This is a genomic window from Streptomyces sp. NPDC000348 (genome assembly GCF_042898795.1).
GTDB lineage: Bacteria > Actinomycetota > Actinomycetes > Streptomycetales > Streptomycetaceae > Streptomyces.
Window position 1 is genome coordinate 347,593 of record NZ_JBIAZD010000002.1, and the last position, 14,373, is coordinate 361,965.

Consider the following 14,373-nt stretch of genomic DNA (forward strand, 5'->3'; position numbering starts at 1 on the left):
AACTACACCCATGTCCGGGGGCGGTAACGATTGGCACGTTCCACCAGGTCGATCCTCTCCTCGCCGCTGCGCGCCAGCCGGGCCAGCGTGCGGTACGAACGCTCCAGGCCGAAACGGAGGCCCCGCTCGTCCAGGCCGCTGCCGAGCAGCGTCCGCCCCCCGGCGGCGGGAGGGACGGAACCCCGGCCCCCGGAGAGTACCCAGTCCAGCCCGCAGCCGAGGACTTCGGCCGACAACGACTCGCGCCGCGCCGGGTCCAGACCGTACGCCTCCAGGGCCTCGACCTGCCCGGCGGCGGCGGTCAGGTCGTCCAGGAACGGTACGTCACCGGCGGCGGCCGCACGCCCGCGCAGCCGCGCCCGGACGGACGCCACCCGCGCGGCCGTGTAGTGGATGGAGGACTCCGGCACCGACAGCAGCGTCCGTACGGCGCCGCCGCGGTCCCCGGCCGCCAACTGCACCCGGGCCAGCCCGAACGCGGCGCTCACATGGCTCGGGTCGGTCGACCACACCAGGCGGTAGTACTCGGCGGCGTTGTCCAGCTGGCCCAGCACCTCCGCGCACACGCCGAGCGCCAGCTTCGGCGCGCTCTCTCCGGGGAACGCGTCGTAGACCGCGTCGAAGGCGAGCGCGGCGCCCTCGTGGTCGCCGGTGACGAGCGCGGCCACCCCCCGGTACCAGACCACCCGCCAGTCGTCGGGGTCCCGCTCCTCCAGTGCGGCCAGCGCCGCCAGCGCGGTGGACCACTCGCCGGTCTCCAGCCGGGCGCGGATCCCGCGCAGCCGGGTCTCCGTCGAGGGGGCGGGCGCGGCGGCGAGCGCGTTGATCAGCTCACCGGGCGCGGACGTCAGCAGGCCCGCGAGGAAACCGGCGTTGGGGTCCGAGGGGTCCACGTGCGGCACGGGCAGGGCGAGCGCGGCGGCGGCGCAGTCGACGGGCTCGACCAGGGCGGCGCCGGCGGGTGGGAGCGGGTGCGGCCTCCCCTTGCGGGAGCGGCCCGGGCGGGAGCCCAGCCGGGACACGTCCCCGTTCAGCGCGGGGAACAACTCCGTGTCCGTCACGCGCAGTTCCGGGCCGAAGAGCGTGGACAGCGCGGGGCGGGCACGGCCCGACTGCAGGGAGACCACCTCGCGCAGCACGCCCGTCAGCTGCTCGGTCATCTCCTGCGCGGAGGCGAACCGGCGGGCCGGGTCCGGGTCGGTGGCGCGCACCAGGAGGCGGTAGAAGGACTCGTACCGCCGGAAGACCTCGATGGTGTCCGGGTCGGGCAGCGAGTCCGCGTAGACGTTCGTGTAGCCCTGGAAGTCGAACGTGAGGACGGCGAGCGTACGGGCCACCGTGTACAGGTCCGACGCCACCGACGGCCCGACGTCGGCGACCTCGGGCGCCTGGTAGCCGACCGTGCCGTAGATGGCCGACTCCTCGTCGTCCATCCGGCGCACCGCGCCCATGTCGATCAGCTTCAGCTGGTCCTCGGTCTGGATCGCGTTGTCGACCTTGAAGTCGCAGTACAGCAGGTTCCGGCTGTGCAGGTGGCCGAGCGCCTCGAGGGCCTCGATGCCGTAGGCGCAGGCCTGCTCCACCGGCAGCGGATCGCGTCTGCCCTCCGGTGTGCGGCGGCCGTTGGCGATCTCCTTCAGCGACCTGCCGCCCAGGTACTCCATGACGATGTAGCCGTCGAGGGAGCCGGTGCGCTGGTCGAGGTGCTCCACGAAGTTGTAGATCCGCACGATGTTGGCGTGCTCGATCTCCGCGAGGAAGCGCCGCTCGGAGATCGCCGCCGCCATGGCGTCCTGGTCGCCCGTGTCCAGCAGGCCCTTCAGCACCACCCAGCGGTCCGAGACCGCCCGGTCCACGGCGAGGTAGATCCAGCCCAGACCGCCGTGCGCCAGACAGCCGGCCACCTCGTACTGGCCGTGCACGACGTCGCCGCCCCGCAGCTTCGGGACGAACGAGTACGGGTGGCCGCACTTGGTGCAGAAGCCCTCCGTGCGCCCCGGCCGGCCGCTGCGGGCCCGGCCCACCGGCGCCCCGCAGTCCGAGCGCGAGCAGAACCGCTTCCGCTCGGGCACCTCGGGGCCGTCCAGCACCATCGCGCGCGGATCGGGGCGCGGGATCGGCGGCACCTCGACCAGCCCGGCACCGAGGCGGCCCCGGCCGGACGAACCGGCGCCCGCGCCGGAACTGCGCACCGACAGCGAACGGCCCGTGGCCCGGCCCGACAACGTGCGGGAGAGCCGTCCGGAGACCGAACGGCGGGACTTCGACGACTGGGACGACGTGCGGGAACTGCGGCCGCCGGAGCGCCCGCCGCCCGCCGGGCCGCCCGAGCCGCGGCCGCCCGCCGTGATGCCGGTCGGGGCCGAGCCGACCATGCCGCTCGGCGACACCACCGGGGCCAGGCCGCAGGTGTCGCAGTACAGCTCGCCGCCGCCGACGTCCTCGTACGCGCCGCCGCACGCGGGGCGCTGGCACCCGGTCCCGGCCGCCCGGTTCTCCGGTTCGCTCATGCCGCGGCCTCCCCCTCGTCGCTCATGCGCCGGACCCCCTCCGGTCGTCGGGCACGCCCTGGCCCGGGAGCCGCGGCGCCGTGCCGAGGACTTCCGCGGCCGCCTGCTGGTAGCGCAGCACCGCCCGGTCGGCGGCGCGCAGGTCGCAGGGCGCGCTCCACAGCATGCGGCGCGCCTTCTCGTACCGCTCCACCAGGACGGGGTCCTCCGCCAGGCCGTGCCGGGCCACCTTCGCCCTGTACGCGTCCAGCCGCCCGCGCAGCTCGGCGCGGACCGCCAGCGGCGCCGTCACCGCGGTCAACGACTCGCGGGCGCGCAGCAGTTCGTCCTCCGCCTGCTGCTCCAGCGACTCCAGGAGCGGGGACAGGCGGTGCCACTGGGCGTGTCTGCGGTACTCCGCGGCCGTCGACAGCTGCTCCTGCAGCGCGGTCGGCGGTCCGCTGACCACCGGCACCTCCGTCGCGGCGATCTTCGCCAGCACCTCGCCGCGCGCGGTGCGGGCCTCGGCGAGCGTGCGGTCGGCACGGGACAGCAGGTCCCGCAGTCTGATGATGCGCTTCTCCGCGTCCTGGCGGACCGTCAGCACCGCGTCGATCTCCCGGCGCACGTCCTCCAGCGCGCGCGCCTCACGGTCGTAGACCGTGGTGTCGGGCCGTCCGCCGCCGGGCGCCGAACTCCCCTCCGCCCGCTTCCAGTACGCCAGCGGGTCGGACACCACCCGCTCGCGCAGCCGGGTCAGCGTACGGGTGATCCGCTCCAGGTCGTCGCCCGCCGGATGCTCGCCCGGGCGCACGCCGACCGAGTGCGCGAGCCGGCCGGTGCGCTGGAGCTCGGCGGCGAGCAGATCGATCCGGGCGGGCAGCGCCGACCACACCGCGTCGGCGGCGACCACCATGTCCAGCGAGGTCGCGTACAGCTCGTTCATACGGTCGACGAGGGTGGCCAGCGAGTGGCGTTCGCTGAGTTTCCCGGAGGCGGCGTCGGCCGTCGCCGCGCCCGCCACCGTCACCGCGTCGCCGCGCAGCAGCTCCGTCAGCTCCACCAGGTCCTCACGGCTGGACCAGCGGCGGCGGGACCGGATCTCCCGGGCCGTGCGCAGCGCGTCCGTGTACGCGTCGAAGTACGTCCACAGCAGCGTGATCGACGCCTCCGTGGCCGTCCAGCGCTCGGCGGTGACGCCGGTGAGCCGCGCGCCCTCCAGGAGTCTTCGGCCCGCGTGGTCCTGCAGGGCGAGGAGCGAGGTCTCGATCGCCTCGTGCTCCGCGCCGAGCCGCGCCAGCGCACGGTCCACCTCGTCCCGGTCCATCACCGGCCCGGTGGGATCCGTGTCGGCCATCGATCACCTCTCGCTGGGGGGTTGTTGACGGTTGGGGTCGGGGTCAGCTCGCGCGCAGGTACTCCGGGGCCGGGGGCTCCGACTCGGAGGAGTCGTCGCCCAGCGTGGCCGAGAGCCACTTGGCGTAGGAGTCCTGCCAGCCGTCCGTGGTGTCCCCGCGGAAGTCCACCAGGATCCGGTTGACCCGGCGCACCAGGTCGTCCGCGTCCTTCTTCATCGCCACGCCGTAGTACTCGGTCGTGAAGGCCCCGCCCTTGAGCCGGACCGTCGGGTCCTGCGCGGCCTGGCTGGCCGCGAGCGCGCCGTCGGTGACCACGGCGTCGACCTCGCCGAGCTGCAGCCGCACCAGGCAGTCCAGCTGGTTGGGGACGGTGGTGCGGATGTCGGTGGAGGCCGGCAGCCTGCCCGCCTCCTTGTCCGCCGCCAGCTTCGCGTACGCGGTCGAGCCCGCCGCCGTGCAGACCTCCTGGCCCGCGAGCGTCCCGTCGTACCCCTCGACCGGTGAGGACTTCGGGGCCAGGACCTGCTGGCCCGTCTTGAAGTACGGCGCGGAGAACGCCACGTCCCGGATGCGGTCGCAGGTGATCGTCATCGTGCGGACGACCATGTCGACCCGGCCCGCCTTGATCGCCGGGATGCGCTGGTCGGTCGGGATCGCCTTGAACTGGACCGCGTCCCGGTCGCCGAGTATGTCCTCGGCGATGCGGTGCACCAGATCGATGTCGAAGCCCTCGAGGGTGCCGCCCTCCCCGCTGTTGGGGTCGCGGTAGCCCCAGCGATAGCTGTTCTGGTCGACTCCCACGACCAGCTTGCGCTTCTCGCCCCGACGGTTCTTGATCGCCTCGATGGTGGGGCCGTCGGCGGCGGAGGGGGAGAGGGTCTGCTTCTCCGGGGCCGTGCAGTCCTCGTCCGCCCGGGCCCCCGCGGCGTGGGACACGGTCTGGCCGGTGGTCCCCGAGGGGGCGCCGGCCGGGGCGCCGGCGCAGGTCAGTAGCAGCGCGAAGACCAGTGCCAGGGCGCAGGCGGTCGCCATCGCGCCCACTCCGCCCCAGCCCTTCAGGCGGGCCCGCAGGTGTCGTGCGATCATCGTCATGGCCCCCTTCGGCTCTTCCACGCGACCGTTCATCGGTACTCCGACAGCCTGCGGCCGATGCCCAGCACCGCGCCGGCCGCGCCCAGTACGGCGAGGACGGCCGCGCCGGCCGGCAGGCCCGTCAGCGCGTCCCGGCCGGCGCCGGCCGCCCGTTCGAACTCGAGTTCCTCGTGCGTGAGCGCCGTGGCCAGGTTCCTGTCGACGCCGTCGAAGCACTCGCCGGTCGCGCCCTTCGCGCCGATCACCATGTCCAGCGCCTGCTGGTAGTTGCCGTTCTCGTCCTGCTCACGGGCCGCCGTGTGGCGCTTCTTCCACTCCGTCATGGCGCCCACCGCCGAGGAGACCGGCTCGGTGCCGCTGTCGTCGTCCGCGAGGCGCTCCGCCCGGGCCAGGCCCTCGGCGAGGGCGTCCATGTCGCGGCCGAAGTCGTGGTCGTAGGCGTCGAACGTCGTGTCGCCGACCTTCGTCGTCTCGGCGCCGCGGGCCACCAGCGTCAGGTTCTCGTTGCCCCTCGCCCTCAGGGAGGCGATGCGGGCGTCGTGCAGCACGTCGAGCGAGCGGACGCCGTGGTCGTAGGAGTCGTCGAGGTGCGAACGGGCGAGGGTGTGACCGGCCGTCAGCCACAGGAGGGCGAACGCGGCCGCCGCCGTCGCCGCCACCAGGCCGTGGTTGAGGACCCTGTTGGTGTGCAGGTAGGTGCGGCGCATGGCCCAGGCGAGGGCGGCGAGGGCGAGGACGCCGAGGGCCATGGCGGGCCAGGGGTAGGGGGTCGCGTCCGCGTAGTCGTCGCGCAGGCGCTGGTTCTCCTCGGTGTAGAGGTCCTCCGCCGCCGGGAGCATCTCCTTCTGCATCTTCTCGTTCGCGTACCGCAGGTAGGCGCCGCCCACGGGGAAACCCTGGCGGTTGTAGGTGCGGGCGCGTTCGACCAGGCCCTTGTACTCGGGGAGCAGGCGGTTGAGTTCGGTGATCGTCTTGGCGGAGGGGGAGTCGGGTTCCGAGTTGGCCGCGGCGTTGACGAGCTTCGCGGCGGCGGTGCGGATGTCGTTCTCGTAGCGGTCCCGGGAGGCGGCGGTCTCCTGACCGCCGGCCAGGAAACCGCTGGAGGCGGCGGTGTTGGCGTCGGCGAGGGAGCGGTAGATGTCGGCGGCGTCCGAGCTGAGGGGCTGGCTGCGGGTGAGGACGTCGTCGGCGGCCGCGGCCCGGCCGGTCATCTGCCAGGCGGTCACCGCGCCGAAGGCGACGACGAGGGCGGCGAGGACCGCGCCGATGATGCGGAGGCGGCCGGGTTCGGTGGTGGCGGCCCTGCGGAGGCGGTCGGCGCCCTCGGCGAAGGCGGTGCGGCGGGCCTCCGGCGGGGGCGCGGTGCGGGCGGGGGTGGGCTGGGGCGGTACCGCCGGCAGCGTGGGCGGGGGCGTGGTGGTGCCGGGCGGCGCCGTGCTGCGCGGTATGTGTGTCATGTGACCTCCCCCGTGGTCATCCCCGGCGGCAAGTATCGCCGCCGGGGCCGCCCTGTGCACCGGCCTTGGCGCGATCTTGATCCGATCGCAGCGCGATCGCCGGGGATCCCGCTCCCACCCTGCCCACGAACACGTCCGGGAAATCAGTTCGGTTCCCGAGCGGCCTCCGGTCCGGCGGGGGCCACCGCGCCGTCCAGGGCGTCGGCGGCCTGCCGGACGACCGGGGAGCGTCAAGGGGCGGAGACGGGAAGGGGCGGCACCCGGGAGTTCCGGATGCCGCCCGTGGTCCTCTCACTTCATGGTGCTCGGCGGGGACAGCGGGGACGCCGTCACCGACTGAGGGGAGGCCGTGTTCGAGTAGACCGACGGAGGCGCCATGCCCGCCGTCGGGTCGGCGGTCTCCACGTCCTCCACGGCCGTGGCGCCGCCGACGATGCGGATGCCCCTCGCGTCGAGGGCGCGCTTGATGCGCCAGCGCAGCTCCCGCTCCACGGTCAGGGACTTGCCCGGCATGGTCTTCGCGGAGACGCGGACCACCATCGAGTCCAGCAGCACCGAGTCCAGGCCGAGCACCTCGATCGGGCTCCACAGGAGCTCGTTCCAGGGCTCCTCCTTGCCCATCTTCTCGGCGACCTCGCTCAGCGTGGCCTTCACCCGGTCCAGGTCCTCGTCGGAACGGACCGTGACGTCGACGCCCGCGGTCGCCCAGCCCTGGGAGAGGTTGCCTATGCGCTTGACCTCGCCGTTGCGGACGTACCAGATCTCGCCGCCGTCACCGCGCAGCTTGGTCACCCGCAGGCCGACCTCGATCACCTCGCCGGACGCCACCCCCGCGTCGACGGTGTCGCCCACGCCGTACTGGTCCTCCAGGATCATGAAGACACCGGAGAGGAAGTCCGTCACCAGGTTGCGGGCGCCGAAACCGATCGCCACACCCGCGACACCCGCCGAGGCCAGCAGCGGGGCCAGGTTGATCTGGAAGGTGCCGAGGATCATCAGCGCGGCCGTGCCCAGGATCAGGAACGACGCCACCGAGCGCAGCACCGAGCCGATCGCCTGCGAGCGCTGCCGGCGCCGCTCGACGTTGACCAGCAGACCGCCGAGCGCGGTGCCGTCCACCGACTGGCCGGTCCGGGACATCCGGTCGACCAGCTTGGTGATCGCCCGCCGCACCATGACTCTCAGCACCATCGCGATCACCAGGATCAGCAGGACCCTGAGCCCGATCGCGAGCCACGTCGACCAGTTCTCCTCGACCCAGCCGGCGGCGTTGCCGGCGGTCTCCTGGGCGTCCTGGAGCGAGGGCACCCGTGGTGTCCCGGACTCCGAGGGCGTCGGTGACGGGTCGGCGGCCGACAGGACGGCGGACAAGGACACGGCAGGTACCTCCAGGTGCATGTCTGCCCCCGGTGCGGCGGTCAATATCTTCAAGGTCACGAAAGGATCACCGGTACGGGCAGAACCACCACACTAACGGGGCATTGTGAGCGGATCGGCGGCATGTGTGAAGAAGAGACCGTCCTCACCTGCGCTTGAACCGGCCATGATCCTGGGGATGAATCGGGATGTGGTCGAAAACACTCCCAGCCCGTTACCGGCACATGGTGGCGCGTCCACCAGGCATGAGGAGAGACTGACTACGGATCGTCCCGGCGCGAGCCACGCGCCGCCGGCGTACAAGGAGGCCGTCCGTGCCGCATGTCCTGGTCCTCAACGCGTCGTACGAGCCGCTCGGCGTCGTACCGCTCCGCCGCGCGCTCGTGCTCGTCCTCGAGAACAAGGCAGTCTGCCTCGAGGAGACCGGCGCCCATCTGCACAGCGCGACCGTCACAGTCCCCGCACCCAGCGTGGTCCGGCTCAAGCGTTTCGTGCGGGTCCCCTACCGGGGGCCCGTTCCGCTCACCCGCCGGGCGCTGTTCGCCCGTGACGGGGGCCGGTGCATGTACTGCGGTGGCGTCGCAACCAGCGTCGACCACGTCATCCCGCGCAGTCGCGGGGGCAAGCACGTCTGGGACAACGTGGTGGCCTCGTGCCGCCGCTGCAACCACGTGAAGGCCGACCGCCATCTGTTCGAGCTGGGCTGGCGCCTGCGCCACAAACCCGCCCCGCCCACCGGCCTGGCCTGGCGCATCATCGGCACCGGGCACCGGGACCCGCGCTGGCTGCCGTACCTGCAGCCGTACGGCGCGGACGACGCGCTGGCCCGGATCGACGGCATCTCCGCCTGACGCCGCCACTCCGGGTTTTTACGCGGTGAGGGCTCCGCTCCGGGATGCCCCGCGAAGGCGCGAACACGTCGGCATCGCGTGTTCACGCCTTCTCCGGCGGGTCCCGGGGCGCGGGCGTGCCTTCCGCTGCCCCGGTGCCGTACCGGGTGAGTCCTTGGGCCTCGATGGCGAACATCGGGGACGGACCGGCAGTCACGGGCTTCGGCGTGGACGACCTCCGGCCGGGGAGGTCCCACTCGGCGTACACCGTCTCACCGACGGTCCGCGGCTCCCGGCCCCACCGCGCGGCGATGGCCTCGACCCGTAGGAGTCCCCGTCCGAACCGATCGTCGGCGCCGCCCCCGGCCGGGCGCGGCCTCGGCGGCGGCTCACCGCGCGGGTCGGTCACCTCGACCCGCAGGGTGCGGTGACTGAGGGTGACGTGGACGCGGATGAGCCGTCCCCGGACGCTGCCGTGCAGCAGGGCGTTGGTCATCAACTCCGACACGACCAGGGCGACGTCCCCGGCGAGTCCCGGCTGCCCCCCCTCGGCGACGAGCCGCGCGGCCCGGCGCCGGACGAGGGGGAGGCATCACGGGCCCGTTCGCCACCTTGTCGTTCAATGAGGACGAGGCGGTGGACGTGGTCCGGGCCGACACCATCGCGTCCAGCGTGTGGGTGGAGAACGAGGCGACGAGCAGCGCCTACGGCGACCTCTTCGATCGCACGGCACGACGGAGCCTTGCTCGGCGTGACTCCATCCGACTCATCGAGGCCGTCCGACACCGGCTGAACCACCCGGCGGGACATGACCCCCCGAGGGCTCGTGACACCTCCCCCTGCCGAAAGGAGTGAGCATCTGGCGGGCGAATGCAACTCGCGTACTCAAATGAGCGGAACATGGACATCGGAGGCCGAGATGCTCCCGCTTTTCAGAGGGGTGCATGCCTTCCGGCGGGGCGGCGAGGGATCGGGCCCACGAGGTGGTGCAGGCGGTCAAGGCCTTCGCGTCCCCGGTACCGGGGACGTGGCGGCCTCCGGGGAAGCGGCGGTCCGCGAAGCCTCCCGTGCTGCCGGGCCGGATGCCCGACCCGGCAGCACCGACCGTCCCACCTGTGCGTTCCGACGCCGTGAACCGCCGCGCCATGTGACGGAACGCCGTCCCGAGGAGCCTGTCGTGCGCGAACAAGAGGATCCGACGCCCGCTCAGGACGACGAAACAGCCCGGTCCCGGGGGAACCCCCGTTCCCCCGGGACCGCGGCGAGCACCTCGCGCGGCTCGTCAGTCGCGCCGTCCCTCGGGCCGCGCCCCGTGCACGGCGTACAGCGCCGAGCCCGCCACCAGGAGCACGGCTGCGGTCACCCAGGCGATGTGCTGCGCGGCGGGCTGCACCGGCCACGCCCACACCGGGACCAGACGGCCGCGTGCACCCGCCGACCCCACGTACACGGCACTGACGTAGCCGAAGACCGGCAGCCAGCTCAGCCGGGCCCCCAGCAGGGCGGCCGCGCCCGCGGTGAGGCCCGCACACCCCAGGGTGTTGCGGATCATGGCCGCAGGGCCGAACGGGGAAGGATGCCCGTACACGGTCGCCGCCAGCAGCAGCGCGGCGCAGCCGGTCAGCGCCAGCAGATGGGCCAGGCGCCGGCGCCACCAGGGACGTACGGCGGTGCGGTCCAGTGCGTCGGACGCGCTGTGCAGACCGGTGCCGATCGCCGCCGCCGCGAACAGGGGGGCCAGCGCGACGACCGGGACCTGCCGGGACGGGTCCAGATACGCGTCCAGGTTCCGCGCGCCCGCAACGGTGACCGCGGCGGTCGCGGCGAGCACCAGCACGGTGCGGGGCAGAACGCGCGAACGGGCGTACAGGAGGAAGCCGTACGTCACAGTGCCGGCACCCCGTCCCGGCCGCACTCGTCCCGCGTCGCGAAGTACGCCGACAGCCACGCGCGGCGCTCCTCGTCACCCATCGACGCCAGCCGCTCGCGCGCCGCGAGCCGTGCCCTGAGCTCGGCGCGTTCGGCCTTGCCGCCCCGCGCGTACTGCTCGTCGAACTGCCGCCGCAGCGGGCTGGGGGCCAGGTAGTGCTCGACGGCGTCGTCCACCGTGACCACCCGCGGCGCCGTCTCGTCGCAGTCCCCGCGGCCCTGCAACGCCATCCCCGCCGCCCACGCGTACTCTTCGGGATCGGCGAGCCGCCCTCGTACGACGGACCAGCCGATCGGTGTGATCATCGGCAGCTCCACCTCGTCCGGTCCCGGCCGGCCCGGCAGGTCCTCGAAGCGCACCGGCAGGTTCTCCACGCCCTCCAGACGGCCCGTCATCCCGGACAAGGCCTCGGTGATCCGGGGGAGCAGATCCTTGTAGCGGGCGTTCACGCAGATCTGCGGGGTGGTGGAGGCCTCGCACACCTGACGCCGCGTGAGCGGATCGGTGTGCCACAGACCGTCGCCGGTCTGGACGAGCAGCGTCCCGGAGGTGGCCGCGGCCACCAGCGGCAGCAGGGCGACCGTGCGGCGGCGCCCGGTGTACGCGAGGACCGCGGCGGCCGTGAGCCCGCCCGTCCACGCCACCGACACCAGGGGCTGCCACCACACCGGTACCGAGGTGGACGAGGTGTCGACGAAGGGCGACAGGTGACGGACGGAGCCGTGGTGGGCGTACCCGGCGACGCCGAGCACGGCGTACCCGGCCGCCGCCAGCAGCGGCGCCGCCAGCCGCCAGGCAACCAGGCGGCCCACGACCTGGCCCGTCAGCGCGGCGCACGCCAGGACGGCGGCGTCCGCGAGCGGTGTGCCCAGGTGGGGCCGGTCCCCCATAGGGCGGTACCAGGTCGCGAGCAGTGCGAGCGCGGTCGCGACGGCGTACCCGGCGACCAGCCACACCACGACCGGCAGGGCCGACGCGAGGAACGCCGCCGTCCGGCCGCGTACGGCCGTCGCCAGCAACTCGTCCGTGCCGCGCCTGCGTTCCCGGCCGCCCTGCCAGCAGCCGGCCGCCAGGGCCAGCGGGACGCCGAGCAGCATCGCCGCCGCGTGCACCCGGTCACGGGTCTCCGCCCAGCCGCCCTGCCACCGCTCCGACCCGGCGGCCAGCGCCACCACGAGCGTGAGCAGCATCGCTGCCCCGGCCCAGGGGGCGAAACCGCGCACGGCCTCCGCCCGCAGGGGGTGCCGGGCGAGGGGCGGGCGCGGCGGCGCACCGCGCTCCTCGGGCATCCGTTCCGTCAGGAGGGTCATCGGGCCGCCCCTCCGGGAGCCGACGGCCGGTCCGCCCGCGCCGCGGACGCGCGGTGCGCCCGCAGCGCCGCCGTGTAGCCGCGCTCGATCGGGTGGTCGCCGGGACCGCCCGCCGACTCGCCGAGAGCGGCGAGCGCCGGGGGCGTCCCGCGGTAAGCGACCCGGCCCGCGTCGACGAGGGTGACCTCCGTGCAGGCCGCCGCCACGTCCTCCACCAGGTGTGTGGAGACGACGACGGTGGACGAGGCGCCCAGTTCGCGCAGCAGTTCACGGAACTCCACGCGCTGTTCCGGGTCCAGGCCGGCGGTCGGCTCGTCGAGGAGCAGCACCCGGGGATCGTTCACGACGGCCTGGGCGATGCCGACGCGGCGGATCATGCCGCCGGACAGTCTGCGCACCTTCGCGTCGATGCGGTCGGCCAGGCCGACGCGGGCGACTGCCCGTTCGACCGCGGCCGGGATGCCGCTCGCCGGCATCTCCTTCAGCCAGGCCACGTAGGCGACGAACTCCCGCACCGTGAAGCCCGGGTAGTAGCCGAAGTCCTGCGGCAGATAGCCCAGGTGCCGACGGACCTCGCCGCGCCGCCGGTGGTCGCGGGTGTCGTGGCCGAGGATCTCCACCCGGCCGCCGGACGGTTCGGCGACCGTGGCGAGGACGCGGATCAGCGAGGTCTTGCCGGCACCGTTGGGACCGAGCAGACCGTGCACGCCGGGGCCGAACTCCAGGTCCACCGAGTCCAGGGCGACGGTTCTGCGGTGCCGCACGCGCAGGCCGGTGGTCCGGACGATGGCGGCCGGTGCCTCGGGCACGGGGCGGGAAGCGGTGTGCGGAGACGTACTCAACTCTTCTCCAGGGAGTGGAAGGCGGAGCGGCGCGCGGCCAGCAGGGCGGCGGACAGGAGGGCCGCGGCCGCCCAGCCTCCCTGCGCCGGGGCGCCGCCGAGGTACGAGGACAGCAGCAGGCCCAGCTCGTCGGTGGGCCCGCCAGGCGCGACGAGCACCGGACCGAGGACGGCGCACAGCCAGCCGCCGCCGGTCACGGTGGTGGCTGCACGCAGGCCGACGTATCCGGCGAGGGCCAGTGAGGCCAGGGTCAGCGCGAGACCGGGCAGCAGCCAGGCGACGGCGCTCGGTGCGTCCGTGGACGGCAGCAGCGCCCCGGAGAGGGTCAGCAGCGGCAGACTCACCGCCAGCACGGCGGCCGTGCGCATCAGGACCAGTCGCAGCCCGGCCGAGGGCGTGGCCGCGGTGATCTCGTGCATCGGGTCGGCGTGCGGCCCGTAGGACAGGGCGACCCCGGCGACCGGTACGACCGGGGCGAGGGCCAGCAGCCAGGGCCGCGCGTTCGCGATGCCGCCCCCCTGGGCGAGCGCGACGGCGCCGACGGCGACGAGCAGCACGGCCGGCAGCCAGGCACCGCGCACGGCCGGCCCCAGGGCCCACAGCACGCGCACGGCTCCCGAGCCGGCGGACGGCCACCGGTGCGCCCTCGGCCGGGCCCGGACCGGGAATCCGGCGGAGCGCGCGGGAACCGGCGCCCCGGAGACCGGGCCGTGCGCCGGCGAGACCGCCGGTACGGTCTCCGGGGCTGCTCCGGGCGCACCGGCCGGCGTCGCCTCGTGCGCCTCGGCGCGGGCCACCGTGCCGAGGCCGGCCCGCGCCGCCTCGTGGACGTCGGCCAGGACTGCCTCACGGATGCCGGCCAGAACCGCTTCCGCCGCCGTCGCGCGCACCGCCCGCGAGACCCGCAGCGCGCAGTCGCCGCAGCACTCCAGGTGTTTCTCCAGCGACCAGGCGTCCGACTCCGGCAGGGAGCCGTCGGCGTAACGGGTCACGAGGTGGTCGGACGCGTGCCAGCCGGTCATGCCGGACCTCCCAACGGCGACGGGTTCATCTGGGCGAGGACCGCGCGGAGCTCGGCGCGGGCGCGCATCGCACGGGATTTGACGGTCCCCTCGGGGATGCCGAGCAGCCGCGCGGTCTCACGGGTGCTCAGCCCGTCGACGACCGTGGCGCGCAGCACCTCCCGCAACTCGGGCGAGATCCGGTCGAGGGCGGTGCCCACATCCCCGTACTCCAGCCCCGCCAGCACCCGGTCCTCGGCGGACGGCGACGCGGCCCCGGCCGGCGTGCCGCCGTCCCACGCCTCCTCCATCGGCGCCGTGCGCAGCCGCGCGGCCCGCTCCTGCGCCCGGTACGCGTCGACCAGTCGCCGCGCGGCGATGGTCCACAGCCAGCCGCCGGCCTGCTCGCCGCGGTGCGCGTCCGCCGACCGCCACACCGTGACGAACGTGTCCTGGAGCACCTCCCGGACGGTCTCGGGATCGGCGCAGCGCCTGCTCAGCCGCGCGTACAGCCACCCCGCGTGCCGGTCGTACAACGCGGCCATCGCCGCCGGGTCTCCGCCCGCGACCGCCCTCAGCAGCGCCGCGTCGGAGTCCCCCTCGTCCTTCTCCCGATGGCCCCCCACGGGGCGGAACAGTCTCACGCCCCGTCTATCGACGGCCGTGGGGACGCCGGTTCACGGCACC

General features: G+C 74.2%; 12 protein-coding genes and 1 pseudogene. 2 read left to right on the forward strand and 11 right to left on the reverse strand.

Going from position 1 to position 14,373, the window contains the following annotated elements:
• Positions 1-2 precede the first annotated feature (2 nt).
• The 5 genes from ACFY3N_RS05450 to ACFY3N_RS05470 form a co-directional block, all read right to left on the reverse strand.
• Complete coding sequence (locus ACFY3N_RS05450; protein ID WP_390815312.1) at positions 3-2,510, reverse strand: tetratricopeptide repeat protein; 2,508 nt, start codon at positions 2,508-2,510, stop codon at positions 3-5.
• Positions 2,511-2,532: 22 nt separating this feature from the next.
• Positions 2,533-3,846 carry a hypothetical protein gene (locus ACFY3N_RS05455; protein ID WP_390815313.1) on the reverse strand — a complete coding sequence of 438 codons (1,314 nt, stop codon included), beginning with the start codon at positions 3,844-3,846 and terminating at the stop codon, positions 2,533-2,535.
• Between the two features lie 43 nt (positions 3,847-3,889).
• Positions 3,890-4,933 (reverse strand): glutamate ABC transporter substrate-binding protein, encoded by a 1,044-nt coding sequence (locus ACFY3N_RS05460; protein ID WP_390815314.1) that lies wholly within the window; start codon positions 4,931-4,933, stop codon positions 3,890-3,892.
• Positions 4,934-4,968: 35 nt separating this feature from the next.
• Positions 4,969-6,396 (reverse strand): hypothetical protein, encoded by a 1,428-nt coding sequence (locus ACFY3N_RS05465; RefSeq protein ID WP_390815315.1) that lies wholly within the window; start codon positions 6,394-6,396, stop codon positions 4,969-4,971.
• A 291-nt stretch (positions 6,397-6,687) separates the two neighbouring features.
• Complete coding sequence (locus ACFY3N_RS05470; RefSeq protein WP_390815316.1) at positions 6,688-7,794, reverse strand: mechanosensitive ion channel family protein; 1,107 nt, start codon at positions 7,792-7,794, stop codon at positions 6,688-6,690.
• Between the two features lie 293 nt (positions 7,795-8,087).
• On the opposite strand from ACFY3N_RS05470, the gene ACFY3N_RS05475 reads away from it, so the two are divergent.
• Positions 8,088-8,624: an HNH endonuclease gene (locus ACFY3N_RS05475; protein WP_217127748.1), complete on the forward strand. Its 537-nt coding sequence runs from the start codon at positions 8,088-8,090 to the stop codon at positions 8,622-8,624.
• Between the two features lie 82 nt (positions 8,625-8,706).
• Here ACFY3N_RS05475 and ACFY3N_RS05480 read toward each other — a convergent pair.
• Positions 8,707-9,174 (reverse strand): annotated as a pseudogene (locus ACFY3N_RS05480) (ATP-binding protein); the annotation flags it as partial.
• 41 nt (positions 9,175-9,215) lie between these two features.
• Between ACFY3N_RS05480 and ACFY3N_RS05485 the strand changes: the two are divergent.
• Positions 9,216-9,458: a Scr1 family TA system antitoxin-like transcriptional regulator gene (locus ACFY3N_RS05485; protein ID WP_390815317.1), complete on the forward strand. Its 243-nt coding sequence runs from the start codon at positions 9,216-9,218 to the stop codon at positions 9,456-9,458.
• A 427-nt stretch (positions 9,459-9,885) separates the two neighbouring features.
• On the opposite strand, the gene ACFY3N_RS05490 is transcribed toward ACFY3N_RS05485, so the two are convergent.
• Genes ACFY3N_RS05490 through ACFY3N_RS05510 form a run of 5 tightly spaced genes read right to left on the reverse strand, consistent with a single transcriptional unit; the run spans position 9,886 to position 14,330 of the window.
• Positions 9,886-10,491 (reverse strand): hypothetical protein, encoded by a 606-nt coding sequence (locus ACFY3N_RS05490; protein WP_390815318.1) that lies wholly within the window; start codon positions 10,489-10,491, stop codon positions 9,886-9,888.
• Positions 10,488-11,843, reverse strand: a complete 1,356-nt coding sequence (locus ACFY3N_RS05495) for a hypothetical protein (RefSeq protein ID WP_390815319.1) — start codon at positions 11,841-11,843, stop codon at positions 10,488-10,490. The genes ACFY3N_RS05490 and ACFY3N_RS05495 overlap by 4 nt, the downstream gene beginning before the upstream one ends.
• Positions 11,840-12,652, reverse strand: a complete 813-nt coding sequence (locus ACFY3N_RS05500; protein WP_390815562.1) for an ABC transporter ATP-binding protein — start codon at positions 12,650-12,652, stop codon at positions 11,840-11,842. The genes ACFY3N_RS05495 and ACFY3N_RS05500 overlap by 4 nt, the downstream gene beginning before the upstream one ends.
• A 29-nt stretch (positions 12,653-12,681) precedes the next feature.
• Entirely contained in the window at positions 12,682-13,707 is a 1,026-nt protein-coding gene (locus tag ACFY3N_RS05505; RefSeq protein WP_390815320.1) for a zf-HC2 domain-containing protein, read from the reverse strand.
• Positions 13,704-14,330, reverse strand: a complete 627-nt coding sequence (locus tag ACFY3N_RS05510; RefSeq protein WP_390815321.1) for an RNA polymerase sigma factor — start codon at positions 14,328-14,330, stop codon at positions 13,704-13,706. Before ACFY3N_RS05510 ends, ACFY3N_RS05505 begins: the two co-directional genes overlap by 4 nt.
• Positions 14,331-14,373 lie beyond the last annotated feature (43 nt).